23 protein-coding genes are annotated in these 24,045 nt (G+C 62.1%); 11 read left to right on the forward strand and 12 right to left on the reverse strand.

Features of this window, described 5'->3' with window-relative positions; genetic code table 11:
• Window positions 1-57 precede the first annotated feature (57 nt).
• Window positions 58-438, forward strand: coding sequence for a hypothetical protein (locus tag K3724_RS06995; protein WP_259991294.1), 381 nt, complete (start codon window positions 58-60; stop codon window positions 436-438).
• A 17-nt stretch (window positions 439-455) separates the two neighbouring features.
• On the opposite strand, the gene K3724_RS07000 is transcribed toward K3724_RS06995, so the two are convergent.
• The 5 genes from K3724_RS07000 to K3724_RS07020 all read right to left on the reverse strand — a co-directional run bounded on the left by K3724_RS07000 (window position 456) and on the right by K3724_RS07020 (window position 6,447).
• Window positions 456-2,027, reverse strand: coding sequence for a Ppx/GppA family phosphatase (locus tag K3724_RS07000; protein WP_259991296.1), 1,572 nt, complete (start codon window positions 2,025-2,027; stop codon window positions 456-458).
• Between the two features lie 52 nt (window positions 2,028-2,079).
• Window positions 2,080-2,787, reverse strand: a complete 708-nt coding sequence (locus tag K3724_RS07005) for an HdaA/DnaA family protein (RefSeq protein ID WP_259991298.1) — start codon at window positions 2,785-2,787, stop codon at window positions 2,080-2,082.
• 5 nt (window positions 2,788-2,792) lie between these two features.
• Window positions 2,793-3,866 carry an AI-2E family transporter gene (locus tag K3724_RS07010; protein WP_259991300.1) on the reverse strand — a complete coding sequence of 358 codons (1,074 nt, stop codon included), beginning with the start codon at window positions 3,864-3,866 and terminating at the stop codon, window positions 2,793-2,795.
• Between the two features lie 242 nt (window positions 3,867-4,108).
• Window positions 4,109-5,083 (reverse strand): isopenicillin N synthase family oxygenase, encoded by a 975-nt coding sequence (locus K3724_RS07015; protein ID WP_259991302.1) that lies wholly within the window; start codon window positions 5,081-5,083, stop codon window positions 4,109-4,111.
• Window positions 5,083-6,447, reverse strand: a complete 1,365-nt coding sequence (locus K3724_RS07020) for an FAD-dependent oxidoreductase (RefSeq protein ID WP_259991304.1) — start codon at window positions 6,445-6,447, stop codon at window positions 5,083-5,085. The genes K3724_RS07015 and K3724_RS07020 overlap by 1 nt, the downstream gene beginning before the upstream one ends.
• A 241-nt stretch (window positions 6,448-6,688) precedes the next feature.
• Here K3724_RS07020 and K3724_RS07025 point away from each other — a divergent pair, with 241 nt between their 5' ends.
• A complete protein-coding gene (locus tag K3724_RS07025; RefSeq protein ID WP_259991306.1) occupies window positions 6,689-8,290 on the forward strand; it encodes a BCCT family transporter in 1,602 nt (533 codons plus the stop codon).
• A 234-nt stretch (window positions 8,291-8,524) separates the two neighbouring features.
• Window positions 8,525-9,880: a proline--tRNA ligase gene (gene proS / locus K3724_RS07030; protein WP_259991308.1), complete on the forward strand. Its 1,356-nt coding sequence runs from the start codon at window positions 8,525-8,527 to the stop codon at window positions 9,878-9,880.
• A 310-nt stretch (window positions 9,881-10,190) separates the two neighbouring features.
• Here the strand turns inward: proS and K3724_RS07035 are convergent, their stop codons facing one another.
• Window positions 10,191-10,679 (reverse strand): HPP family protein, encoded by a 489-nt coding sequence (locus tag K3724_RS07035; protein WP_259991310.1) that lies wholly within the window; start codon window positions 10,677-10,679, stop codon window positions 10,191-10,193.
• A 282-nt stretch (window positions 10,680-10,961) separates the two neighbouring features.
• Between K3724_RS07035 and K3724_RS07040 the strand changes: the two genes are divergently transcribed.
• The 3 genes from K3724_RS07040 (at window position 10,962) to K3724_RS07050 (ending at window position 13,439) form a co-directional block, all read left to right on the forward strand.
• Window positions 10,962-12,248: a lipoprotein-releasing ABC transporter permease subunit gene (locus tag K3724_RS07040; RefSeq protein ID WP_259991312.1), complete on the forward strand. Its 1,287-nt coding sequence runs from the start codon at window positions 10,962-10,964 to the stop codon at window positions 12,246-12,248.
• Window positions 12,241-12,924, forward strand: coding sequence for an ABC transporter ATP-binding protein (locus K3724_RS07045; RefSeq protein ID WP_259991314.1), 684 nt, complete (start codon window positions 12,241-12,243; stop codon window positions 12,922-12,924). Before K3724_RS07040 ends, K3724_RS07045 begins: the two co-directional genes overlap by 8 nt.
• Before the next feature lie 197 nt (window positions 12,925-13,121).
• On the forward strand, window positions 13,122-13,439 hold the full coding sequence (locus tag K3724_RS07050; protein ID WP_129370442.1) for a polymer-forming cytoskeletal protein: 318 nt from the start codon (window positions 13,122-13,124) through the stop codon (window positions 13,437-13,439).
• A gap of 46 nt (window positions 13,440-13,485) precedes the next feature.
• Here K3724_RS07050 and K3724_RS07055 read toward each other — a convergent pair whose 3' ends face one another.
• The 5 genes from K3724_RS07055 to K3724_RS07075 all read right to left on the reverse strand — a co-directional run bounded on the left by K3724_RS07055 (window position 13,486) and on the right by K3724_RS07075 (window position 16,728).
• Window positions 13,486-14,004, reverse strand: a complete 519-nt coding sequence (locus K3724_RS07055; RefSeq protein WP_259991317.1) for a hypothetical protein — start codon at window positions 14,002-14,004, stop codon at window positions 13,486-13,488.
• Window positions 14,001-14,435, reverse strand: a complete 435-nt coding sequence (locus K3724_RS07060) for a DMT family transporter (RefSeq protein WP_129370444.1) — start codon at window positions 14,433-14,435, stop codon at window positions 14,001-14,003. The genes K3724_RS07055 and K3724_RS07060 overlap by 4 nt, the downstream gene beginning before the upstream one ends.
• Before the next feature lie 149 nt (window positions 14,436-14,584).
• Window positions 14,585-15,265 carry a hypothetical protein gene (locus tag K3724_RS07065; RefSeq protein WP_259991319.1) on the reverse strand — a complete coding sequence of 227 codons (681 nt, stop codon included), beginning with the start codon at window positions 15,263-15,265 and terminating at the stop codon, window positions 14,585-14,587.
• 12 nt (window positions 15,266-15,277) lie between these two features.
• The gene (locus K3724_RS07070) at window positions 15,278-15,934 is read right to left on the reverse strand and encodes a DNA-3-methyladenine glycosylase I (protein WP_259991321.1); all 657 of its coding nucleotides are present in this window, start codon (window positions 15,932-15,934) and stop codon (window positions 15,278-15,280) included.
• A 29-nt stretch (window positions 15,935-15,963) separates the two neighbouring features.
• Window positions 15,964-16,728 (reverse strand): hypothetical protein, encoded by a 765-nt coding sequence (locus tag K3724_RS07075; RefSeq protein WP_259991323.1) that lies wholly within the window; start codon window positions 16,726-16,728, stop codon window positions 15,964-15,966.
• Window positions 16,729-17,360: 632 nt separating this feature from the next.
• Here K3724_RS07075 and K3724_RS07080 point away from each other — a divergent pair.
• Complete coding sequence (locus K3724_RS07080; RefSeq protein ID WP_259991325.1) at window positions 17,361-18,521, forward strand: DUF3644 domain-containing protein; 1,161 nt, start codon at window positions 17,361-17,363, stop codon at window positions 18,519-18,521.
• A 12-nt stretch (window positions 18,522-18,533) separates the two neighbouring features.
• On the opposite strand, the gene parE is transcribed toward K3724_RS07080, so the two are convergent.
• Complete coding sequence (gene parE / locus K3724_RS07085; protein ID WP_259991326.1) at window positions 18,534-20,492, reverse strand: DNA topoisomerase IV subunit B; 1,959 nt, start codon at window positions 20,490-20,492, stop codon at window positions 18,534-18,536.
• A 235-nt stretch (window positions 20,493-20,727) separates the two neighbouring features.
• On the opposite strand from parE, the gene K3724_RS07090 reads away from it, so the two are divergent.
• The 4 genes from K3724_RS07090 to K3724_RS23970 all read left to right on the forward strand — a co-directional run bounded on the left by K3724_RS07090 (window position 20,728) and on the right by K3724_RS23970 (window position 23,977).
• Window positions 20,728-22,143 carry a pyridoxal-dependent decarboxylase gene (locus tag K3724_RS07090; RefSeq protein WP_311200224.1) on the forward strand — a complete coding sequence of 472 codons (1,416 nt, stop codon included), beginning with the start codon at window positions 20,728-20,730 and terminating at the stop codon, window positions 22,141-22,143.
• A gap of 462 nt (window positions 22,144-22,605) precedes the next feature.
• Complete coding sequence (locus tag K3724_RS07095; protein ID WP_259992586.1) at window positions 22,606-23,421, forward strand: IS110 family transposase; 816 nt, start codon at window positions 22,606-22,608, stop codon at window positions 23,419-23,421.
• A gap of 70 nt (window positions 23,422-23,491) precedes the next feature.
• Entirely contained in the window at window positions 23,492-23,623 is a 132-nt protein-coding gene (locus tag K3724_RS07100; RefSeq protein ID WP_259991331.1) for a hypothetical protein, read from the forward strand.
• A 15-nt stretch (window positions 23,624-23,638) separates the two neighbouring features.
• On the forward strand, window positions 23,639-23,977 hold the full coding sequence (locus tag K3724_RS23970; protein WP_409201406.1) for a hypothetical protein: 339 nt from the start codon (window positions 23,639-23,641) through the stop codon (window positions 23,975-23,977).
• The last annotated feature ends 68 nt before the right edge of the window (window positions 23,978-24,045 follow it).

Consider the following 24,045-nt stretch of genomic DNA (forward strand, 5'->3'; position numbering starts at 1 on the left):
CGGTTCCGTATCAGGGCACCCCTGTTACCCCCGGCGAGACCTCCCTATATTGGCACTATGAAACAGATCCTTTTGCCAGCTGCCCTCGTTGCCCTGATGTCCGTTCCGCTTGCCGCCCAGGAAGCCGGGGAGGAGGGCGGTGCCCCCTCTCTGATGGAACGCGGGGCGGAACTGTTCTGGGAGGGGCTGCGCGAGGAAATGGCGCCGGCGCTGGAAGACCTGCAGGGCATGATGGAGGACATCGGCCCCTCGATGGGGGCTTTCCTTGCCGAAATGGGGCCTGCGCTGGCCGAAATCGCCAAGGAGGTGGAGGATTGGAGCGCCTATGAGCTGCCCGAGATCCTGCCCAATGGCGACATCATCATCCGCAAGAAACCCAAGGACAACGCGCCCGCCGAAAAAGACAAGGGCGAGGAGGAAGGCGTCACCGAAATCTGACGCACCACCCTAGGGCCTTACGCCTCAGACGGACCGGCGGGTTTGCTGAAACTCAGCTGCACCCCGGCATCCAATGCCTTGCCCAGCGATTGCAACCGGGCTTCGGCAACTTCGCCGTACAGCGGCCGTGCCGCATCCGGCAGTTCCGCGTGCAAAACCCGCTTGCGCGGCTGCCAGCGCAAGCTGCCAATGGCGCCGGTGCTGGTCAGCATCAGCATGGCGCCGAACCGCATCGCCTTGCCCAGAACCTCGGCCTCGTGCTGGCCCTTTTCATCCAGCAGCGCATAGAGATGCTCAAAGGCGCTGCCCTGCCGCTTGTTGCTGTAGCGGTGCAGCAGCGCCAGGCCCAGGAACACCCGTTCTGAATGTTTCAGCCCGCCCAGGTTGGCGCGGGTGGCGTTGTCGAAACAGACCTCGGCGCGGTAGTCGGGATGGGCGCGCCAGCTGACGTCATGCAGCAGGCAGGCCGCCTTGACCAGCCGCCGTTTGGCCAGCGGGGCACCGCTGAACAGCGGGCTGACAAATTCATACAGGGTGCCACCGAAACCGGGCACGCGGGCGTCCTTGGCCTCGGCAAAGCGCGAGGCTTCGATCAGCGGATCGCGGGCGCGCAGCCGCTGCGGCATCTGTTCATACAACAGCCCTTCGCGGATGCCATAGCTGGAGACGGCGATATCCTTGGGTTTGAAGGTCTTGACCAGCCGGGTCAGCACGTCGATCGCATAGGGCACCAGCGACATCCGGCTGGCGGAGACGCCGCAGGCATTGCGCAGCTTGTCCAGATTGGTGGTCTCGATATAGCGGGCGGTTTCGCGCACGTCCTTGGCGGACATCCGGTATTCATGCAGCACCTTCAAGGGATAGCCGCGCCGGTGCATGTCGATGCGGGCAATCGCCCGCCAGCTGCCGCCGACCAGGAACAGCCGGTCGCGCTGTGCGCCCATCGCGCCTTTCAGCTGTTCGATCACCTCCCTGATGTGGGCTTTGCGGCCCTTGCGCCCGCCTTTGATGTCGCGCAGCTTCAGCGGCCCCAGGGATGAGGTGACCCGGCGCCCGACAGAGTTTTCCTGTATTTCCGCCAGCTCCATTGACGAGCCGCCGATATCGCAGACCAGCCCATAGGCGCCGGGCCAGCCCAACAGCACACCTTGCGCCGATAACCGGGCTTCTTCGCGCCCGTCAATGACGTGGATCTTCAGGCCGGTCTCGCGCAGCACTTCGGCGCAGAAATCCGGCCCGTCCCCGGCGTCGCGCACCGCGGCGGTGGCAACGGCGGACAGCGGCGGCAGGCCCATGCCCTTGGCCAGATGCTGGAACCGGCGCAGCGCCGACAGGGCGCGGGCGCGGCCGTCGGGGTTCAGCCGGCCGCTCTCGGACAGGCCCGCGCCAAGCGCGCACATGATCTTTTCGTTATAGAAATAAGCCGGGCTGCGGGCGGCGCCGTCAAACACCACCAGCCGGACCGAGTTGGAGCCGACATCGACCACCCCCACCCGCGACAGCGCCCGGGCCCTGGGGTCATCAAAGATCGGGCGGCCGAAGGGCCCCCAATCGGCATTGGCGGCGGCGGGGTCCTGGGTGACGTTCATAAGGGCTCCGTCTGGCAATCCGCGGTCAGGATGGTCGAAGGGAGGGCAGCGGTCAACCGCTTGCGGATGCGTCATTTTCCGCGGCCTCGTGGCGGATCTCGGACAGCGCCCGCACCGCCAGGGGCCGCGACAGGCTGCGTTTTTCGGCCAGCGACAGGTGGTCCAGCCGCCCGACAATCCGCGCCGCGGCGGCAAAGGAGCGGTCCATATGCGCCACCAGATAGGGAATCACATCCGGTTTGGGGGTGATCTGGCGGTCGTTGAACAGTTTGGCCAGCACCACCGCCAGCAGCTGGTCGTCCGGCGGCTGCAGCTCGGCATGGGTGGCGGCCTGCACCCGGCTTTGCAGATCGGGCAGGGTCAGCCCCCACAGATTCGGCGCGCCGCGGCCCGTCATCACCAGCGGATACCCGTTTGCCAGCACCATATTGTGCAAATGAAACAGGGCGTTCTGCTGTTCCGCGCTGCCGGCGGTCTGCGGCACGTCCTCAACCGCGACGGGGCCTTGCGCCAGTTCCGGCACGGCTCCGGCTGTCAGCTCTGCCGCCGGCAGGATCCGCGCGCCGGTCTGGCTGGCCCAGACATGCACCAGATGGGTCTTGCCCGCACCTGCAGGCCCGGTCAGCACCAGCTTGCCGCTGGGCCAGGCAAATTGCGGATCCAGCAGCGCCACCGCCATTGCATTGGAGGGTGCCACAAAGAAATCATCCCGCCCCAGCGCCGGTTTCGCCGGGAGGTCAAAGCTCAGCTGTTGTGCCATCTGTGTTATTCCGCCCCTGCGTCCCGGTGGCTTTGCCCCTGATAGAGGCGGCTGTGCAGATACTGTTCAGTCAGGAAGCGGGCCACCACGCCCAGGGCTGCGGCCACAGGGACAGCAACCAGCATGCCGACAAAGCCAAACAGCGCGCCAAAGACTGACAGCGCCAGCAAGAGCCACACCGGGTGCAAGCCGACCGAGCTGCCGACCAGTTTCGGGGTCAGGAAATTGCCTTCAGCCACCTGGCCGATGGCAAAGATGATGCCCACCAGCCCGATCGACACCCAGTCGCCCCAGAACTGGAACAGCGCCAGGCCGATTGCCAGCGCGCCGCCGATGAGGGCGCCGAGATAGGGGATGAAGGTAACCAGCCCGGCAATAAAGCCGACCGCCAGGCCGAAGTTCAGCCCCACCAGCATCAGCGCCACGGCGTAATAGGTGCCCAGGATCAGGCAGACCGTGCCCATGCCGCGGATGAATGACGCCAGCACCGCGTCGATCTCGCCGGCAATGCGGCGGATCACTGGCTGGTGGTCGCGCGGCAGCAGCTCATCAATGCGGGCGACCATCCGGTCCCAATCGAGCAGCAGATAGACCGCAACCACGGGTACGATGACCAGCAGAACCACCACGTTCAGCAGTGAAACCGCCGATCCTGCAACCGACTGCAGCACCTCAACCGCGCGCGATTGCAGCGTCTGCAAAAAGGCGGTGAGGGCCTGGTGGATACGGCTGTTTTCCTCAAAGACAGAAGGGAACTGTTCAATTGCAAAGGCGCGGGCATCGCGCAGCAGCTGCGGCAGCACCTGTGCCAGGTCGATCATCTGCGACACCAGCGTCGGCACAACCACCACCAGCAGAAGCAGGAACACCATCAGCGCGCCGGCGGTGATGGCGGCGGTGGCAGCCGTGCGGCTCAGGCCCCAGGACTCCAGGCGGTCGGCAATCGGGTCGATCATATAGGCAATCGCCGCGCCCAGGATAAAAGGCATCAGCACGCCGCCAAGCGCCCACATCACCACGGCAAACACCACTGCGGCGATGCCCCAGTATTTGAATTGTTTCTGTGCTGGTAGCGCCATGGTCAGTCAGCCCGCCCTTTATCCGTTTGGTTCAGGATCTTGGCGCCAGTCTTCCCTGATGGGGCAGGGGCTTGCAAGGGGGGCGGGTCAATCCTCTGTGGGCAAGCCGGGGATAAGACGGAAAAGGCGGGGGGCAACCGGGGGGCAACCCGGGAAAGGCCTTCCGCCCGGGCGGAAGGCCGGGCAGCGCCCGCCCTCACGGTGTGGGCGGGCGCTCCGCCCCCTTGGGGCGGGGCGTTCCCTCAGCTGTGAATTGTGCCCAGTTCCGGCGTATCGGCGCCCGCGTCTTCATCCGGCCAGTTAGTGCGCCAGATCTCGGCCGACCAGTGGCCGCAATGCACCGCGGGGCGGTCAAACCCCGCGACCGGCGGCAGCAGCGGCGCCACCACCACGTCATGGCGCGGCACCGCGAAATAGGGGAAGGAGTAGCGTTCTTTGCCGGTTTTGTTCACTACCCGGTGCGGGGTGGAGACCAGCCGCCCGCCGGACCACAGTTCCAGCATGTCGCCGATATTGACCACAAAGCCGCCGGGCGGGCAGTCCGGGGTGATCCAGCCGCCGCCCTTGGTCTGCACTTCCAGCCCGCCCACCGGATCGGGTGCGATGATGGTCAGCGCATCGGTGTCCTTGTGGGGGTGGATGCCAAAGCCCGCGTCCTCCGGCGCCTGGGGCGGATATTGCAGCAGCGACATGTTGGTGAGCGGGGTTTCAAACGGCTCGCGAAACTGCGCCGGGTTCAGCCCCAGCCCCTCGGCCAAAGCACCCAGCAGCAGGTGGAACACGCTGTCAAGTTCCGCCCAGTAGCCTAGGATCACCTCGCGCGCTTCCGGCACTTCAGCGGGCCAGCGGTTGGGGCCGTAAAGCGGGCAGGCGGCGCGGATGGGATCATCCGCCGCCACCTCGTAATGCAGCTTATAGCCCTCGTATTTGTCCGCAGTACCTGAGCCGTCGTTCGGCGTGAAAAACCCCATCGGGATATAGCCGCGGTAATTTTCCCGCGTAATTGCCTGATCCCACTTGGATTTCTCCGGCACGGCAAAGATTGCCTGCACCGCGTTCCGCACCGCCTCTACGGTTTCCTGCGCGACGCCGGTGCCGGTGATTGAGAGGAACCCGATATCCTCCGCCGCGGCCAGAATAGCAGCGACGGTCTGCTGGTGCTGCGGGTGGCCAACCTCCCGCAGCGGTGTGATGTCGATGGTCGGAATGCTCTGCATCAATGGATCCTCACACCTTGGCGCTTCAGCTCTCCTTGCACGGCGGTAATGTCCACCGCGTCAAACTCGCAGCCCGCCTTGACCGACAGCGCCGCGGCGATGCCCGCGCCCTGTCCCGCAACGGCGCAGCAGGCCATGTTGCGGGTGGCGGCATGGGCGATTCTGTCGCCGCCAATGGCGCGGCCTGTCACCAGCAGGCCCTGAACGCCCTTGGGCAGCATCGACCGGTAGGGGATCTGCATGTAGCGCCCGGTGGTGGGCAAGATCAGCACGCCGTAGCCGTCGATGAACTCGGGATAAATGCCGATGGTGTCATCAAAACGGCCCTGATTGCGGGTCTCACCTTCGGTAATGTTGTGATGCGCGTCGATCTTGCGGGTGTCGCGGATGCCGATGGTCATCCCGAAATTGCGCAGCCGCGCGCCCTCGCAGCCCGGCGTATAGGCGCGCAGCGCGTCAATCGCGTGCATCGCCTGTTTGCGGCCCTCGATTTCGCCCTTGGTCATGCTGTTGGGATCGGTTCCGTCGATCCCGGCCAGATGCACCAGGTTCATATAGGTCATCTCGCCACTGTCATGCACCGCGCCCCAGGTGCCGCCGATAGTATTGAGATGCGCCGGAATGACCCCGTCGCGGATCGCCTGCCCGAACGGCTTGGCCAGAAAGGGCGAGAACATGCCGTCTTCCTTGCCCGAGGTCTCCACCTGCCATTCGCCGGTGGACCAGTTGGCATAGGTCTGCGGGTCGGCCCTGACGCCCTCCATGAATTTCTGCTTGTCGACGCCGGCGATGTGGAACATCACACTGGCCGCCTGCATTTCTTCGACCGGAGTCTTGAGGGTCGGCGCGCCCATCATATGGGCAATGTCAGCATCTCCCGTCGCGTCAATCACCCGTTTCGCCAGGATGGCCTCGCGGCCAGCCTTGCTTTCGACAATCACACCGGTGATCCGGCTGCCCTCGCGGATCGGCGCCACAAACACCCGGTGCAGCATCGGGTGGATGCCGGCCTCCTCGACCAGCTTGTCGGCGACCAGCTTGAAGCCCTCGCTGTCCAGCTCATAGGACAGCGACTGGCTTTCCGGCACCGCGGCGCCCATGGCCTTGGCGCGCTCCTCGAACTCCCAGCCGATGCCATGGGCCTCGACCGTCTGTTCGTGCCGGTACCAGGCAAAGCCTTCAACCCCGACGGTGGTGATATTGCCGCCGAAACAGCCGAAGCGGTCCAGCAGAGTCACCTCTACTTCCGCCCGCGCCGCAGCCAAGGCCGCCGCAAGCCCGCCGGGACCGGAGCCGACAACCAGCACCTCGGTTTCGTGAATGACCGGTATTTCGCGCGCCGGCTCAAGGATTGTTTTGGCCACGTCTGTCTCTCCCTTGTCGCTGCTGAGAGCGGTGTTTCCGGTAACAGTTTCGAATCTTGTACAGCGGCTCAAGTTCTTTTGCGCCATGATGCCGGAAAAACGACATCGGCGCGGGTGGCGGAACCGGCCCTTCTGCGCGATCTGCTGTCTGCTGCAACGGCAGGCTTGGACGCCGGATTAGGTAATTCCGGCATTTAATGCGACACTTGCGGGATAGTTAACGAGTATAAGGGGAGGCGTCATGCCAGAGACAAAGAAAATGCTCGATCCCGACCCGAGGGTTTGGGATTTCGAGACAGAACATGAGTTGGGACAGGACAACATCCGCCCGTTCGGCCTGGACATTCATAATCCGGTCTTTCTGATCTCCAGCGTTCTGATCGCGGCGTTTGTGCTGATTGCGCTGGCCAATCAGGAGGCCACAGCGGCGTTCTTCGGCTGGCTGAGGCCCTGGCTCACCAGCACCTTTGACTGGTTCCTGGTGCTGTCGGTGGATGCCATCACCCTGTTCTGTCTGGCGCTGATCGTGCTGCCGGTCGGCGCGGTCCGGATCGGTGGCAAGGACGCCACGCCGGACTATTCCTATGCCGGTTGGATCGCGATGATGTTCGCGGCCGGCATCGGCATCGGCCTGCTGTTCTTCGGCGTGCTGGAGCCTGTCTACTACAACTTTTCCGAAGGCGGGGCGGCGCGACCGTTGAACATCGACATCACCCAGCCGGGCAATGAATACATCGGCATTGTCGGCACCATCCACCATTGGGGGCTGGAGGGCTGGGCGGTCTATGCCGCAGTCGGCCTGTCGCTGGCGATCTTCTGCTACAATCTTGGCTTGCCGCTGACCCTGCGCTCGGCGTTTTATCCGATCCTGGGCGAACGTGTCTGGGGCTGGTGGGGCCATGCCATCGACACGCTGGCGGTGTTTGCCACCCTGTTCGGGCTGACCACCTCGCTGGGTCTTGGCGCGCAACAGGTTGCGGCCGGCCTTTATGAGGTCTTTGGCATTGAGCCTTCCCCGACGGTTGTTGTCCTGCTGATCATCGGCATCACCGCGATTGCGCTGGGCTCGGTGCTGATGGGTATGGATGCCGGCGTTAAACGCCTGTCCGAGATCAATATGGTAATGGCGGTGGTGCTGTTCATCTTCGTGATCCTGGTGACGGGTGTCGTCTCCGCAATCACCCGCTACTTCAGCGTGATGGCGGATTACGTGATGCTGCTGCCCCAGCTCTCAAACCCGTTCGGGCGCGAGGACACCAGTTACTTCCACGGCTGGACCACATTCTATTGGGCGTGGTGGATTGCCTGGTCGCCCTTTGTCGGCATGTTCATCGCCCGCATCTCCAAGGGCCGCACGGTGCGTGAATTTGTGCTGTGTGCGCTGATCGCCCCCACCGCGGTTTGTGCGCTATGGATGTCGACCTTTGGCGGCGGCGCCATCGACATGCTGAACGCCGGCGGCGCAGAGGGCGTCAAGGCCACGGTGATCGACGCTTACAAACCCGAAGGTGCCTTGTTCGGCTTCCTGAAGGAGCTGCCGCTGTACTCAATCGTGGCGCCGGTGTCGCTGGTGCTGATCATCATCTTCTTCGTGACCTCGTCCGACTCCGGTTCGCTGGTGATTGATACCATCACTGCGGGCGGCAAGATGGACGCACCGGTGATCCAGCGCGTGTTCTGGTGCACGCTGGAGGGGTTGGTGGCCATCGCGCTGCTGCTTGGCGGCGGATTGTCTGCATTGCAAGGCGCGGCGGTCTCCACCGGTATTCCGTTCACGCTGGTGGTGCTGATCATGTGCTACTGCCTGTGGCTGGCGCTGCGGGCCGAACGCGCGAAGATGTAGGCAACACAAAAATCTTGGGAGAAAAAGCTGCGGGCGTCCCGGCGTCCGCAGCTTTCTTTTTGGGGACGTGGCGTGCAGCGGCACGGCCCGCGCCTGACCTTCCCCCCGATCAGGCGCGGGCCTTGTGTTGCACTAGGGCCGTATCCCGAACGCTTTGGATCCTCCTCTTGCCCGCACCCCCATCACCCACTAAACCGGGCGGGACCTCGACCACACATCATTGATGGAGCCAAGATGCGCCTGTCCCGCTATTTCCTGCCGGTTCTGAAGGAAAACCCCTCGGAAGCCCAGATCGTCAGCCACCGGCTGATGCTGCGCGCCGGGATGATCAAGCAATCCTCCGCCGGGATCTACTCCTGGCTGCCGCTTGGCTTCAAAGTCTTGAAAAAGATCGAAAGCATCGTCCATGACGAGCAGATCCGCGCCGGCCACATCCCGATGCAGATGCCGACCATGCAGTCCGCCGATCTGTGGCGCGAGAGCGGCAGGTACGAGGCCTATGGCCAGGAAATGCTGCGGATGAAGGACCGGCATGACCGCGATATGCTGTTCACCCCCACCGCCGAAGAACTGATCACCGACATCTTCCGCGCCCATGTCAGCAGCTACAAGGACCTGCCGCTGACCATGTACCAGATCCAGTGGAAATTCCGCGACGAGATCCGCCCGCGTTTCGGCGTGATGCGCGGCCGCGAATTTTACATGAAGGACGGCTACAACTTCGACCTGACCAAGGAAGACGCGCTGCACGCCTACAACCGCCACCTGGTCAGCTACCTGCGCACTTACGAACGCATGGGCCTGCAGGCGATACCGATGCGAGCTGACTCGGGGCCGATCGGCGGCGATGACACCCATGAATTCCTGGTGCTGGCTGACACCGGCGAGTCGGAGGTGTTCTATGACAGCGCCGTCACCGATCTGACCTTCGGCGACCGCGAAATCGACTATGACAGCGTCGAGCAGTGCCAAGGCGTGCTGGAGGAGTTCACCTCCAAATACGCCCGCACCGACGAGACCCACGACGAAGCCCTGTTCAACCAGATCCCCGAGGAGCGCCGTCGGGTGGCGCGCGGTATCGAAGTGGGGCAGATCTTCTATTTCGGCACCAAGTATTCCGACGCGATGGGTGCCACTGTGCAAGGTCCCGATGGTAAGCCGGTGCCGGTCCATATGGGTTCGCACGGCATTGGCGTGTCGCGTCTTTTGGGCGCCATTATCGAGGCCAGCCACGACGACAAGGGCATCATCTGGCCCGAGGGCGTGACCCCGTTCCACTGCGGCATCGTCAACCTCAAGCAGGGCGATGACGAGGCAGACGCGGCCTGCAACCAGCTTTATACCGCGCTGACTGCTGCCGGGCTGGACCCGCTGTATGACGACCGCAAGGAACGTGCGGGCGGCAAATTCGCCACCATGGATCTGATCGGCCTGCCATGGCGCATCACTGTTGGCCCGCGCGGGCTGAAGAACGGCGTGGTCGAACTCACTTCGCGCCGCACTGGCGACAGCGAAGAGCTGAGCCCGGAAGAGGCAGTGAAGAAGGTGGTCGAGGTCTACAAGGCGCACCCCACGGGGCGCGGCTTCTGAGCCAGCCCGGCAATCAGAAAAAAAGCCCCGTCAGCGGAAGCTGGCGGGGTTTGTCGTTCAGCGGGGCAGGCAGACGGGATTGCGCAGTCTTTGATGCGGCCACACATGGGACTGACGCGAAGCGGCGTTTTTTGACGGTCAGGAGTATTGCGGGGTTTTCAACTTTGTCAGCACCATCGCCAAGCCTGCCGGGCCTGCCGCGCCGGAACGGCGCCGCTGCCAACGGCAGAAGGGCTGGAAAACACCTATGCTTAAGTGGCGGGCGCGGTGCGCGGGAATCCGGGCATCGCACGATGGAGAGCCGCAGCGCTCAGCTGTGTTTCATCGGATATTCGTGGCCGGCCAGCCGGTGGAACACTGCGGCAATCACCACCAGCGCCACCGCGCCGGTCAGCACCGGGAACAGCAGGAAGGACAGGCCGGGATCGGTGGCAAAGACCACCAGCGGATTGGCGCCGGCAGGCGGATGGGTGAGGCGCAAAGCCGCCATCACCGCAATCGACAGACCCACCGCCAGCGCCAGTGCCCACCAGGTTTCCGGCAGCACGGCATTAAGCCCGAGGCTGATAGCAGCGGCCAGAAGGTGGCCGCCTATTACGTTGGCAGGCTGCGACAGCGGGCTGGCGGGAACGGAGAACAGCAGCACGCAGCTGGCGCCAAAAGGCGCGATCAGCAGCAGCAGATTGGCATGGGTGGTCAGCAGCGACAGCGCTGCAATTGCCAGAAAGGCACCCAGCCCGGCGGTGATCACAGCCCGCGGTGACGGATGCGGCAGCGCGCGCTTGAAGTATCTGTCCATCGTCCTCACCCGTAAAAAAACCGTAACCAGCGCGGTACACCCTGCTTACGGCGCAGATGCAAGGCAATAGGCGTTTGCGGCAAGTCACGTTGCGGTGACGCCCGGCAGAGGAGCCTGTGACCGGCGTCCAAGAGTTTTGAGGAAAACTCTTGGCAAATCTTTTCTCAAAAGATTTGCGGCTTCGGCTGCGGCCGGCGGAAAAAGGGCCGGGCCGGCAACCACATCTTGACCCCAAGCCCCCGGCAGCACAGGTTGCAGCAAAATTTCCGGGCAGGACAGCACATGGCCACAACACCTCCGCCGTTTTCACGATTTGAATGGATCATCGCCTGGCGGTACTTGCGCGCCCGCAAGGCCGAGGGCGGGGTCAGCGTGATGACCTGGATCAGCCTCATCGGCATCACTCTGGCGGTGTTTGCGCTGATTGCCACGCTGGCGGTGCGCTCGGGCTTCCGGTCGGAATTTGTCGGAACCATTCTGGGCGCCAACGCGCATGTGACGCTGTATTCCTACGGCGAGGTGACGGAATCCGGGGTGGTGGACCGTTTGCTGAAAGACTATGACGCGCTGGCTGACAAAGTCGCCGCCGTTCCCGGTGTGACCCGTGCAGCCCCCCTGATCAAGGGGCAGGTGATGGCCAATAGGCGCCAACGCAATGCAGGGGTTGAGGTGTTCGGCATCTCAGCGGCTGATATTCAAGGCATCCCCGGTGTCGCCCAAAGCGCGGAGGCGCTGGGCGATCTGGCGCGCTTTGACGATGGTATCGCTATTGGGTCCGGTGTGGCGCGGGAACTTGGCGTCTCGGTCGGGGACAAGATCAAGCTGATCTCCCCCAACGGGGTCAAGACCGCCTTTGGCACCAGCCCGCGGGTCAACGCCTATGAGGTGGTCTATGTCTTCACCGCCGGGCGCTGGGACATCGACCGTACCCGTGTTTATCTGCCGTTTGCCGAAGCGCAGGGGTTCTTCAACCGCGAAGGCACGGCGGATGAGATCGAGGTGATGGTGGAGGATCCGGAAGACGTTGATGCCATGGCGGTTGCAATTCTGGGGGCAGCTGGCGGCACCGCAGGCGTTTGGACCTGGCGCGATGCCTCGGGCGGGTTCCTGCGGGCCTTGGAGGTCGAGGACAATGTGATGTTCATCATCCTGTCGATCCTGGTGCTGATTGCAGCGATGAACATCGTCTCGGGGCTGATCATGCTGGTCAAGAACAAGGGTCGCGACATCGGCATCCTGCGCACCATCGGCCTCAGCGAAGGATCGGTGATGCGGGTGTTTTTCATCTGCGGCGCCTTTACCGGGGTGCTGGGCACGCTGTTCGGGGTGCTGCTGGGGTGCCTTTTTGCGCTGTATATCGATCCGATCTTCTCGTTTGTGAATTATCTGATGGGCGGCGGCGTCTGGGATCCGTCGATCCGCGGCATCTATGCGCTGCCGGCCGAGCTGCGGCTGGGCGATGTGCTGTCGGCGGTTGGTCTGTCGCTGGGGCTGTCGTTCTTTGTGACCATTTTCCCGGCCCGCCGCGCGGCGCGGCTGAACCCGGTGGAGGCGCTGCGCTATGAGTGAACTGACGTTGGAGCTGACAGGGATCAGCAAATCCTATCTGCAGGGCACACCCGGTCAGGTAGATGTATTGCGCGGTGCCGATCTGACCTTGCAGGCGGGGGAGGTTGTGGCGCTGGTGGCGCCCTCCGGTGCCGGTAAATCAACATTGCTGCATATCGCCGGGCTGCTGGACACGCCGGACGCGGGCGAGGTGCGGGTGGCCGGTGAGGACGTGAGCCGCAAGGGCGACCGCCGCCGCACCCGTGTGCGCCGTCAGGAGGTGGGGTTTGTCTACCAGTTCCACCACCTGCTGCCGGAGTTCACGGCGCTCGAGAACATCGTGCTGCCGCAGCTGGCCAATGGGGCCTCGCAAAAAGCCGCAGCCGCGCGGGCGGCGGATCTTTTGGCCACAGTCGGGCTGGCGGGCCGCGCCGGTCACCGCCCCGCGGCGCTGTCGGGCGGTGAGCAGCAGCGGGTCGCCTTTTGCCGCGCGCTGGCCAATGCGCCGCGGGTTCTGCTGGCGGATGAGCCGACGGGAAACCTGGATCCCGGCACTGCGGATCAGGTGTTTGCTGCATTGATGGAACTGGTGCGCGGCACCGGCCTGTCGGCGCTGATTGCCACCCACAACTTGGAGCTGGCTGCGCGGATGGACCGGCAGGTGAAGCTGCAGGAAGGGTTGCTGGTGGCCATGTGAGCAAATTGCGCCTTGGCGGCGCAATGCCTTCGGCGAGAGTATTTTCGCAAAGGTGATAGCGGGGCAGGCAGCGGCAGGCGGAACCTTGCCTGCGGTGCCGGGAGCGGGCTATGGCCGGGTGGCGGGGTTTGCTATCAGGTGTTCAAACCGGAGCTGGCAGGTTAGGCTGGCCGGGAATGCGCAGAAAGGGCTGAGACGTGGTGAATTCCGTTATCGAAAAAGATGTGACTGTTGAGGGCAATATCACCTCCAGCAAAGGCAGCGTCGAAGTCCGCGGCCGAGTGGTTGGGGATCTTTCGGCGCAGGCGGTGACAGTGCATCAGGGCGGCACGGTTGACGGCGCCCTGAGCGCGCAATCGGTGACTGTTGAGGGCACCTACAGCGGCAGAATCCAGTGCGAGGACCTGCGGCTTGCCTCCAGCTCGCAGGTGAAGGCGGATGTGTCTGCCCAAAGCATGGCCACCGAAAGCGGTGCGCAGGTGGAAGGCAACATCAAGATCACCGGCAAGGGGTAGAGGCGCGGGTGAAAAAAATCCGCCAGCCTGCTGTCACCCTGGCCAGTTAATCCGGGTGTTTTGAAGGGCGGATCGGATCAACTGAGCGCAGGTAAATAACAGCCCCTCCAGCAAGGGTTCCCAAAAGGCCGATCGTGAATATGGTCTCCAATGGGACCCCCTTGCTGACCAGCACGGCCATCGCAAGGGACCAAACCAGAAAAGCAGCATACAAGGTGAACGCGCCCAGGAACCTTGCTCGCTTCCGCGTCAATACTTTGGCGGCGAGAAATGCAGCCAAGAAGGGAAACCAGGTTTCTGCCACATGGTTCAGGAAGTGCAGGCCTGGTGTGGCTCCGCCGGGGAAGGACATTCCGGTGAACAAAGCGAGAGCCGGATACTGCCAAGGAAGAAACGGGTTCATCGCTTCCATTACTGTGAAGAAAACCCAAAATAGAAATCCTGCCAAGAATGCAGCGGCATAAGTGAGAAGGCGCTTTGTCATGTCTCGTTGCTCTTGCTGGAAGCGCTGAACTGCCGCAAGGGCAACGGTAGTCTTGTTCTTTTCCCGGTTTTTGCGGCTCACGCCATCTGGGTGATCCAGACCCCCAGCGCCATTACCGAAATTCCGGCTGTGCGGGTCAGGGTCAGGGGGCTGATCTGGGCGCCGAACAGCCCGTAGTGGTCGATGGCTGCAGCTGAAATCAACTGGCCGATCAGCACGAAGAACACCGCGTTGCCAACGCCGAAATGCGGCGCGACATGGGTGATGGACAGTACGTAGAAGGCCACCAGAACGCCTGCCAGCAGCAGGTGTTTGGGCGCGGCGGGGATTTTTGCCAAGGCTTGCGGGCCAACAATCAGGCAATAGAGGATCGTGGCAATCAGCGCGATCAGGAACAGCACCACAGCGGCTGAGGCGGGGGAGCCGATCAGCTTGCCCAGGGCCGCATTCAGGGCGGCCAGCACCGGGATGCCAAGGCCCGCGGCCAGCATGATGAGGGCGTATTGTGTCATCGGGCGGCTCCTGAAGATTGCTTGCGAGAGTAGTGGCCGGAATTCACTTGGCAAAACAAGTGCTACGTTGCGGCGCGGATTCCGGCCCTGGTAAATTTGAGGCAAATTTGATTTTCTAGGGCCGTCCAAATTGCAAGAAAACGACGGGGTCAGTCGCAGATGCCGCGCAGTTCGGCGTCCTTCCAGGGCAGGTAGACATCGCTTTCGCGGTTTTGCGGCAGGGCACTGACCGGCATCGCCGCCGCCAGCATCCCGTGCAGCCGGCGGGTGCGTGCCGCCTGCGGGGCCAGGGCGCGGCAGCAGACGTATTCTTCAATGATGGCGCCCTGCTGTTCAAATCCATAGGTGAGGAAATCCGGTTCGCCCTCGAGATCGAACAGATAGGGGTCGCGGTTCTGGCCGTGCTCTGCCGCAGCCCGCAGCGGCGAATAGCCGGTTTGCTTGCGGTTCTGCCATTGCCAGACATGGGTGACTTCATGTGCGAGCAGCATCGCCTCGACCAGGTGCAGCTTGTCCGGGTAGTCCGGAAGGTAATTTTCCGTGTACCAGACCCTGGCAAAGAAGATCCGGTTGAACAGGGCCACCGCAGCGGGGGAGGAGGTGACGACCTCTTCCGTCACCGGCGGCAGGATACGTTCGCGGCAGGTGACGCGCGGGCGCGGCATCCGGCGGAAGGTAACCGCCCCCACAGGTGCGCCGCGCACGATCCGCACCTTGCCGGCGTTCAGGCTGGACCCGTGCAGCTCGGCCAGATAAGCGCGCTCTGTGTCCGTCAGCGGGCGGCCGCAGGCGGCGAGAAACAGCAGGGCGAGGAGCAGGCAGCGGATCATGCGGACTCTGCCTCAGCAGCTCATCGCCAGCACGCGGCTGATTTCGGTGAGCGAACGGCCCGATTGATCCATCCAGCTGTTGAACGCGCCCTGCACCGCCTTCAGCGCGGATTTGGAGGTCGCAGGTTTGTCGATCACCCCTTCGGCGATCAGGCGCGCGGTGACGTCCTGTGACAGGATGAAGCTGTCGCGGCCGGCAAAGCGCATGGCGTATTGGCCGGTGTTGCCGCCGAGCCGGGCACCGCGTTTCTTGAGCATCTCCAAGAGACCGGTGTAGTCGGTGGAGGGCCAGCCGCCCAGCACCTTTCCGGCGCCGCCCTGGTCGCGCAGGTCCATCAGGAAGGCGGCGTTGTGGCGGACGGTGGCCAGCTTGGCGCCATTGCGGACCACGCGGGTGTCGCCGAGGATGCGGTCGAACTCATCCTCGCTCATGAAGGCGCAGGGGCCGGGGTCAAATCCGTGAAAGACCTCCTCAAAGCCGTCCCATTTGGCCTCGATCACTTTCCAGTTGAAGCCCGCTTGGAAGATGCATTTGGTCATCGTGGCGAGCCAGCGGTCCTCGGGCAGATCCGTGACCGTAGGGTCGGGTTTGGCGAGCTTTTCCTCCAGCGCGTCCGGCCCGCCGTGGCGGTCTGCTGAGATGGCGTGGATGTCGTCAAAGGATCGCATGGCGGCTCCGGTGTGGCGTTCCGGTGAGGTTAGCGGGGGCGGCGCAGCTCGACAATGGATTTGCCGAGGCGGAAGGGGGCGGCAAAGCTGACAAGGCACAGCGCGATGATCTGCAGCACCAGGATATGGGCATTGGCCTGCAGGTATTCCCATTCGTCTTTCAGCTTGGACACATGGGTGATCAGGTCGTCATAGGCCCGCGCGATGATCAGGTAGTCGCCTGCGATGGCGGGAACCTTGCGGCGCATGTTGTCGACGGCGGCCTGGGCAGGGGCGTCGAGCGAAGTGAAGACCAGAAACGCTTCCGGGTTAAATGCGCTGGCCTTGGCTTCCATGTGTTTCATCTCGTCCATGTCGTCCCCGCCGGTTCCGAACAGGAAGTTGAGGCCCTGCAGCGGCGCCACCTCATTTGTTACCGCGATAAACAGGGGCAGTTCGGCGTTGCCTGCGGTGGAGGCAGAGAGGAATTCGACCTTTTCGCACAAGACCGCGATGTCGGCGTCATAGGCGGGGTCGCAGAACCGAAGGCGGAAGCGGGCGGCGTCGCGGTCAAAGGCGGCTGTGGCTGCATAGGCGATGTCGATCTGGCGTTCGAGTTTGGAGCTGTCGGCGGCGTAAATGCCGGAGATCACCGCCACCAGCGCGCCAAAGCCGCCAAGCACCACCCACACGAGGTCCGCCAGTTTCCAGGCGCGGTGGCCGGCCGGTTTGCGGAACAGGAAGATGGTGCCGATAAGGCCCGTGAGGAAGAACAGCAATAGCAGGGGCAGCTGGTTGTTTGCGATGAAATTCATGCCCGGTCTCTTTGCTGTGATTGGCTTGCCTAACCATAAGAAGAGAAAGGGGTTTCAGGCAACAGGCATCACGCAAGCGTCATGCCGCGGGCGGCGCGCATGACTGTGGCCGGGCGGGAGGGGATCCCGGTCCGGGTGGAATGTTGTTCCGGGGGCCGTTTGGCCGCTATGCGCTTAAGACCGGGATGGTCTGGCCGGGTAAGAGGTGGCGGCGCCGCCAGGATGGCGGAGGGCCGGCAGGGGATCGCAAGACCCCATGTCCGCTTGAAAGCTTCCTGTTTGCGGAAAACCCCCGCACCCGATGAGAGGGGGTCCTGGGGGGGCGTATCTCCTGTTGGTGCGGGGTGTCAGTCCGCACCGGTGTCGCGACACATTGGAGTATGGCAGAGCGGGATTAAGGCGGGGGAAGCGGGGCGTGCGGTGGATTGGGGTTTGGTGCAACGCCTTGAGCGGAGCGCTTGCCGCTGATGTTGGATGCCTCCGGTAGGAGTATTGGGGAAGATGAGCTGAGGCGGGTAGTTTTCTTGGAATGTGACACGGAAGAAAGGAGGTCTGTGCTGTTCTGTCTAGTTGACAAACTCTGGCAATCAAAAGATGCACTTTGTCATGTATAGTCAACCTGAGAGGTTTTCATGATTTCTTTCGCTCAAGGGAAAACCGGAAGGCTGAATGAAGCCGAAAAAAGGATCGTCAAATATCTTCTAGGCGAAGAGTGGCGAAACCAAGATGTTTTGGCGCTTGTGAATCTAGAGCGACCCGCGACTGTAAACCCTGGGAGAGTGGCTGAAGTCAAAAAAGACTCAACCCAGTTTGCGGCTAAGGCAAGTGAGTATGAGAGTTATTATCGATTCAAGCGGTCTTTCGACCTGAAAACCGGTCTTAACCCGTTTCTTGACGAGAGGCTTATCAAGTCTCGAGAGGCAATGAAAATGGCCGTAAGTATCTTTAATAACCCAACACTGGAGTTTCGCTCAGAGACATTCTCGATGTTGTCCAACGTTGCATGGACTTACCTGGCGTTGGAATACTCGGGGCGTAATAACCATCCAATAACAAGAAAGAACGGAAAAGTTGTATCATTGGCGGATTTTTTGAAACAACCTTACTGCCCTTTCTCTGAGGGGGTGAATAATAACCTTAAGGCAATAATAAAAATCCGGGATGCTTCTGAACATACGCTCTTGGGTCCGTATGACGATTCTTGGATGGGCCTCTTTCAGGCTTGCTGCATGAACTACGAGAAGTCAATTGTAGAGCTCTTTGGTAGTCGTCTTTCTTTAGGAAGAGAGGTAAATTTCGCTCTGCAGTTTTCCGGTTTGTCGGTCGGTCAAGCGGAGGAAATGGCGAAATCAGATCTTCCTGAAGTTATCAGGTCAGTGAACTCAGAGATATACAAGGGAATGAGTGCGCAGGATAAGGATGATTTAGAATTTGAGTTTTCGGTCGTCTATACGACCGTGGCCAGTTCGAAATCCAAAGCGAAATTCAACTTTGTCTCTCCGACAACTTCAGAAGGTGTCGAAATTGCAAATGTGCTAGTGAAGCACAAGCCTTCTCAAGAGACACATCCTTATACACCAAGTGATGTCGTGGATATGGTTAAGAAACGCTCCGGGAAGAAGTTCTCTACAATGGATCACACGAAGACGTGGCAAGCACATATGGTGCGCCCTGACGGAAAGTCACTAAATCCCGGCAAAACAGATTTGGATTATTGTTATTACCACCCTGTTTTTAAAAGATATACTTACAACGATGCTTGGGTGGATCGTATTTGCCGGGAGCTGGAATGAGGGGCTCGCCCCTCAAACATCCAGCTCCTCCACGAACTTCGCATTCTCCTGAATATACTGGTAGCGAAGCTCGGGTTTTTTGCCCATCAGCTGTTCGACCAGCTCGCTGGTCTCGCCGGGTTCGTCCTCGTCAATGGTGACGCGGATCAGCTTGCGGGTGGTGGGGTCCATTGTGGTCTCTTTCAGATCCTTGGCGTCCATTTCGCCAAGACCCTTGAAGCGGCTCACGTCAATCTTGCCCTTGCCGCCCAGACCCTTTTCCAGCCATTTGTCGCGCTCCGCCTCGTCCAGGCAGTAGACGCGGCGCGCGCCTTGGGTCAGGCGGAACAGCGGCGGGCAGGCCAGATACAGGTGGCCGCCGTCAATCAAGGGCCGCATCTGGGTGAAGAAGAAGGTCATCAGCAGCGAGGCGATATGGGCGCCGTCGACGTCCGCATCGGTCATGATGATGATCTTGTCATAGCGCAGATCGTCGAGGTTGAATTTGGTGCCGGTGCCGACACCCAGCGCCTCGCAAAGGTCGCGGATTTCGGCGTTGGTGCCGATCTTGTTGGAGGCCGCCCCCAGCACGTTCAGGATCTTGCCCTTGAGCGGCAGCAGCGCCTGATTGACCCGGTTGCGCGCGCCCTTGCCGGAGCCACCGGCCGAGTCGCCCTCGACAATGAACAATTCGGTGCCGGCGCGGTCTTTTGATGTGCAGTCGGTCAGCTTGCCGGGCAGGCGCAGTTTCTTGGTGGCGGACTTGCGCTGGGTCTCTTTCTCCTGCTTGCGGCGCAGGCGTTCCTCGGCCCGCAGCACCAGGAAGTCGAGGATGGCGCCGGCTGATTTGGTGTCGGCGGCCAGCCAGTTGTCGAAATGGTCGCGGACCGAGTTTTCCACCATTTTCGAGGCGGACTCGGTCGACAGCCGGTCCTTGGTCTGGCCAACGAATGCGGGGTCGGCGATGAAGCAGGAGATCAGCGCGCAGCCGCCGGCCATCAGGTCATCGCGGGTGATGTTGCCCGCTTTCTTGTTGCCGACCAGCTCGCCGTAGGCCTTGATGCCTTTGAGGATCGCAGCCCAGAAGCCCGCCACATGCGTGCCGCCCTCCGGCGTGGGGACGGTGTTACAGTAGGACTGGGTGAAGCCGTCGCGGGACGGCGTCCAGTTGATCGCCCATTCGACATAGCCCGGCGCATTGAATTTCTCGCGGAACTCGACCTTGCCGGCAAATGGCGCGTCTGCATAGACCGAGGATTTGCCCAGGACTTCGCTCAGGTAGTCGCGCAACCCGCCGGGGAAGTGGAAGGTGGCCTCGGCCGGGGTTTCACCGTCGTCGATATGGGTTTTCCAGCGGATTTCGACGCCGGAAAACAGATAGGCCTTGGAACGCACCAGGGTCATCAGGCGCTTGGGCTTGAACCGGTGGGAGCCAAAGATCTGCTCATCCGCGTGGAAGGTCACGAAAGTGCCGCGCTTGTTGGGGGCGGCGCCGATTTTTTCCACCGGTCCCAGCGGCAGACCGCGGGAGAAGCGCTGCTCGAACAGTTCCTTGTTCTTGGCCACCTGGACCACCAGCGAATCCGACAGCGCGTTCACCACCGAGGAGCCGACGCCGTGCAGGCCGCCGGAGGTCTGATAGGCCTTGCCGGAGAATTTGCCGCCTGCGTGCAGGGTGCAGAGGATCACCTCAAGCGCGGATTTGTCCGGGAACTTGGGATGCGGGTCGATCGGGATGCCGCGGCCGTTGTCGGTGATGGTGACGGAATAATCCGCGTTCAGGGTGACTTCGATGCGGTTGGCATGGCCCGCGACGGCCTCGTCCATCGAGTTGTCGAGGATCTCGGCCACCATGTGGTGCAGCGCGCGCTCATCGGTGCCGCCGATATACATGCCGGGGCGCTGGCGGACCGGTTCGAGGCCTTCCAGCACCTCGATTGAGGAGGCGTCATAGGTGTCGGCTGCAGGCGTGCTGAGGAGGTCGTCGGCCATGTGCGGAAACTGCTCTTCCTTGGTGTTGATTGGGAGGCATTATGGCAGGTGTCGGGGCCGGGTGGAAGAGGGGCGCATGGGGCTGTGGATAAGGCGGCCGGGGCGGGCGGAGAGCGGTTGTTTTCACTGCGCCGAAGGTAAGTTCCGGTTATCCGCTTGCGTCGATATTTCCCGTGCAGGAAAACAGCCTGCGAGTTAAACCTTGGCCAACGAATGGCATGAGGAGGGCCGCCAAGTGGCTGGCAAGGGGATCAAGACGCAGGACTGGGCGGCGTTCCGGGCGGAGGCGCAGCGGATGCTGGAGGCGGCGCTGGATCAGATGGAAGAGGCTGCGGAGCACCCTTGGCAGCCGGTGCCCGAGGATATTGATGCGCGCTATGCGGTGACGGCACAGGCGCGGGGGCCGCAGGCGGCGGTGGACCGGATCATCCGCGACGTGTTGCCCTATCATGGCGGCAATACCCATCCGCGGTTCTGGGGATGGGTGCAGGGATCGGGACTGGCAACGGATCTGATCAGCTCAATGGCGGCGGCGGCGGTCAATGCCAATATGGGCGGGCGCGATCACGGTGCGAATTACATGGAGCGCGCCGTGGTGGACTGGACCCGTCAGAAGATGGGGATGCCGGACAGCGCCAGCGGGCTGCTGGTGACCGGCACCTCGCAGGCGACGGTGATTGCCTTTCAGGCGGCCCGGCTGCGGGTATTGAAGGATTTGCGCAAATCCGGCCAGGGTGACACGCGGTTGACGGCCTATGCGGGCGAGGGTGTGCATAATGCGACGCTGAAGGCGGTGGAGCTGCTGGGCATCGGCTCGGACAATCTGCGCAAAGTGCCCTTGGCTGGCGGACAGATCGACTGTGCGGCTTTGGCGGCGATGGTGACGCAAGACAAGGCTGCCGGGGCGGTGCCGTTCCTGGTGGTGGGCACAGCCGGATCGGTGGATCTGGGGCTGTATGATGATCTGAATGCGCTGGCCGATGCGGCGGCGGATCTGGGGTTGTGGCTGCATGTGGACGGGGCCTTTGGCGCCTGGACGCGGATTGCGCACGCGCCTTGGCGGTCATTGTCCGACGGGATTGGACGGGCCGACAGCATTGCGCTGGATTTCCACAAGTGGATGTATGTGGGTTATGACTGCGGCATGGCGCTGCTGCGCAACGAAGATGAGCATAGGGCTGCGTTTTCGGCGCGGCCATCCTATCTGGAGGGGGCCGAGCGCGGGCTGGCGGGCGGTGAGCCGTGGTTCTGCGACTACGGCATTGATCTGAGCCGCGGCAATAGGGCGTTAAAGGTCTGGACCGCGCTGGAGACCTATGGCGAGGCGGCGTTTTCGGAAGCCGTTACAGGGAACTGCGAGCTGGCGGCATATATGGCGGCGCAAATTGAGGCGCAGCCCGATATGGCACTGGGGGCGCCGGTGGTGTCGAATGTCTGCGTGTTCACCGCGCGCAGCGATCTGCCGCCGGAGGCGCAGTCAGAGGTGAATGCGCGGGTTGCCCAGACCCTGCAGGAAAGCGGCGAGGCGGTGTTTTCCACCACCCGTTCGCAAGGCCGCGTGATGCTGCGCGCGGCAATCACCAACCACCGCAGCCGCGAGGCGGATGTGCGGGCGGCAATCGCGGCAGTGGCGCGGGAGGCTGCCGGTTAACTCGGCGGATCGGGGGGCTATCGGCGGGCTCTTGCGGTTTTGGGTTGCAAGAAGGGGCGCTGCCCTCTTGGCCTTCCGGCCTCACCCCAGGGTTATGCGTAAGACATTGCCTCTATTTTATCTTCTGAGAAGATGAAGCCGGTCGGTTTCCCGGATGGCTTTTCGGGAAGCTGGTGGCGGGCAGGCCAACCCGAGGAAGACCTGCTCAACGGTCGCAAAATATCTTGCCGCCCGTCACATCTGTCCGGCCATCCGAACGGCAGAAGGGCCTTCGCGGCCGAGCCTAATCAAGGATAACGACATCAGCAATAACTTCAGCGAGGCAGACCGCACCAACATCATTGCATTCGAAGTCTCGAAGGCCAGTCTGACGGTGCATAGATTGCCCGATGATCGGCAGGTGACAAGTCCCAACAGCGTCACGGCCATCAAACGGTTTCTCAAGACAAGAGGAAAGGCGGCATCCCATTTGTCGTTTGCGAGGCATCTGGAGGCTATGAACGGCACGTTCTTCAGTCCTGTGTCGATCTGGAGCTGCCTGTCCATCGCGCACATGGCACACGGACACGGAACTTTGCGAAGTATCCCGGATTGTCAGCCAAGACAGACCAGGTGGACGCAAGAATGCTCGCACTCTTTGCCGCAAAATCAGAGGATCTGCGCCTTTGGCAGCCGCCTGGCACGGAAACAGCCGAGCTACGTGGGCTACGGCGGCGTCGCGATGGCCTTGCCCAGATGATCCGCAAGGAACAGAACCGGCTGGAACATCCACAAATCAGGGCCGTTGAGCGCTCCTTGAAACGCCATATCCGCGCCCTGACCAAAGATATGAACGAGCTGGATGAACAAACCGGCAAGCTGATATCATCAACACCCGGGTTTCGGAGCAAGTCGGACTTGCTGAAATCCGTGGTCGGTGTAGGCTCCGAAACGGCTGCGGCGTGCTTGGCATATGTGCCTGAGCTTGGCTCACTGGCCAAGGGTAAAGCAGCCGCCATCGTTGGACTTGCGCCGCACGCCCAAGATTCAGGGACGTTGAAAGGCCACCGCCGCATTTCCGGGGGCAGGCGCGACGTCAGATCCACGCTCTACATGGCCGCTCTGTCAACGCTGCGATACGATCCCATGATGCAATCATGCGCGCGACGCTTACGTGAACGTGGCAAGCCCGCAAAGGTCGCGACCACGGCACTCATGCGCAAGCTCATCGTCATCATGAATGCGGGGCTGAAGACCGGCGAACCTGCGCGACGGCCCGTTCCAACTGACGATTACTGACCTTCGAAACCACGGCTGCCAACTGGCAGGATGCGGACCTTCCGGACTTTTGCCCGTGCGGCTATTGCCCATGCAGAAAGCCTTCGCTCTTGCGGCAGGGTTTTGCGGCGATGCAGCGGATTTTCTGATTGCGGACGAAGTGGATGGCTCCTGCTCCACCGGCGTCGCAATGCACCATAGTGCAGTTGTCATGAACTGCTAGGAGAGGAACCACCCAATGACAGTTAAAACCATAAGTCTCGATCTGGCCAAGAATGTTCTTCAGGTTCACGGAATTACCGAGACAGGCCGCAAGATTTTCAATCGCAAGATAAAGCGCGCCAATCTACTGGTATTTTTTGAAAGCTTGCTGCCATGCATGGTCAGCATGGAGGCCTTCAGTTCTGCCCATCACTGGGAGCGCGAGTTGCGCAAACTTGGCCATGATGTCCGGCTGATGCCAGCGACTTACGTCAAACCTTATGTGAAGCGGGGAAAGACCGATGCGGTGGATGCCGAGGCGATTTGCGAAGCCGTTCGTCGCCCGAGTTTAAGCTGGTCCGCGCCAGCGGATTGAACGATCCGGGGGATCGTTCAAAGGCGCAAGACGAGATTTGTCGAGATCAAGACGGAAGACCAGCAGGC

Origin of the sequence: Leisingera sp. M658, assembly GCF_025144145.1 — a bacterium.
Lineage (GTDB): Bacteria > Pseudomonadota > Alphaproteobacteria > Rhodobacterales > Rhodobacteraceae > Leisingera.

Coding starts and splice junctions, on each gene's coding strand:
- K3724_RS07000 (WP_259991296.1), bottom strand. CDS start 2,027: ATGAACGTCACCCAGGACCCCGCCGCCGCCAATGCCGATTGGGGGCCC.
- K3724_RS07015 (WP_259991302.1), bottom strand. CDS start 5,083: ATGCAGAGCATTCCGACCATCGACATCACACCGCTGCGGGAGGTTGGC.
- K3724_RS07065 (WP_259991319.1), bottom strand. CDS start 15,265: ATGATCCGCTGCCTGCTCCTCGCCCTGCTGTTTCTCGCCGCCTGCGGC.
- K3724_RS07100 (WP_259991331.1), top strand. CDS start 23,492: ATGCAGAAAGCCTTCGCTCTTGCGGCAGGGTTTTGCGGCGATGCAGCG.
- K3724_RS07080 (WP_259991325.1), top strand. CDS start 17,361: ATGATTTCTTTCGCTCAAGGGAAAACCGGAAGGCTGAATGAAGCCGAA.
- proS (WP_259991308.1), top strand. CDS start 8,525: ATGCGCCTGTCCCGCTATTTCCTGCCGGTTCTGAAGGAAAACCCCTCG.
- K3724_RS23970 (WP_409201406.1), top strand. CDS start 23,639: ATGACAGTTAAAACCATAAGTCTCGATCTGGCCAAGAATGTTCTTCAG.
- K3724_RS07045 (WP_259991314.1), top strand. CDS start 12,241: ATGAGTGAACTGACGTTGGAGCTGACAGGGATCAGCAAATCCTATCTG.
- K3724_RS07040 (WP_259991312.1), top strand. CDS start 10,962: ATGGCCACAACACCTCCGCCGTTTTCACGATTTGAATGGATCATCGCC.
- K3724_RS07035 (WP_259991310.1), bottom strand. CDS start 10,679: ATGGACAGATACTTCAAGCGCGCGCTGCCGCATCCGTCACCGCGGGCT.
- K3724_RS07075 (WP_259991323.1), bottom strand. CDS start 16,728: ATGAATTTCATCGCAAACAACCAGCTGCCCCTGCTATTGCTGTTCTTC.
- K3724_RS06995 (WP_259991294.1), top strand. CDS start 58: ATGAAACAGATCCTTTTGCCAGCTGCCCTCGTTGCCCTGATGTCCGTT.
- K3724_RS07070 (WP_259991321.1), bottom strand. CDS start 15,934: ATGCGATCCTTTGACGACATCCACGCCATCTCAGCAGACCGCCACGGC.
- K3724_RS07010 (WP_259991300.1), bottom strand. CDS start 3,866: ATGGCGCTACCAGCACAGAAACAATTCAAATACTGGGGCATCGCCGCA.
- K3724_RS07005 (WP_259991298.1), bottom strand. CDS start 2,787: ATGGCACAACAGCTGAGCTTTGACCTCCCGGCGAAACCGGCGCTGGGG.
- K3724_RS07025 (WP_259991306.1), top strand. CDS start 6,689: ATGCCAGAGACAAAGAAAATGCTCGATCCCGACCCGAGGGTTTGGGAT.
- parE (WP_259991326.1), bottom strand. CDS start 20,492: ATGGCCGACGACCTCCTCAGCACGCCTGCAGCCGACACCTATGACGCC.
- K3724_RS07060 (WP_129370444.1), bottom strand. CDS start 14,435: ATGACACAATACGCCCTCATCATGCTGGCCGCGGGCCTTGGCATCCCG.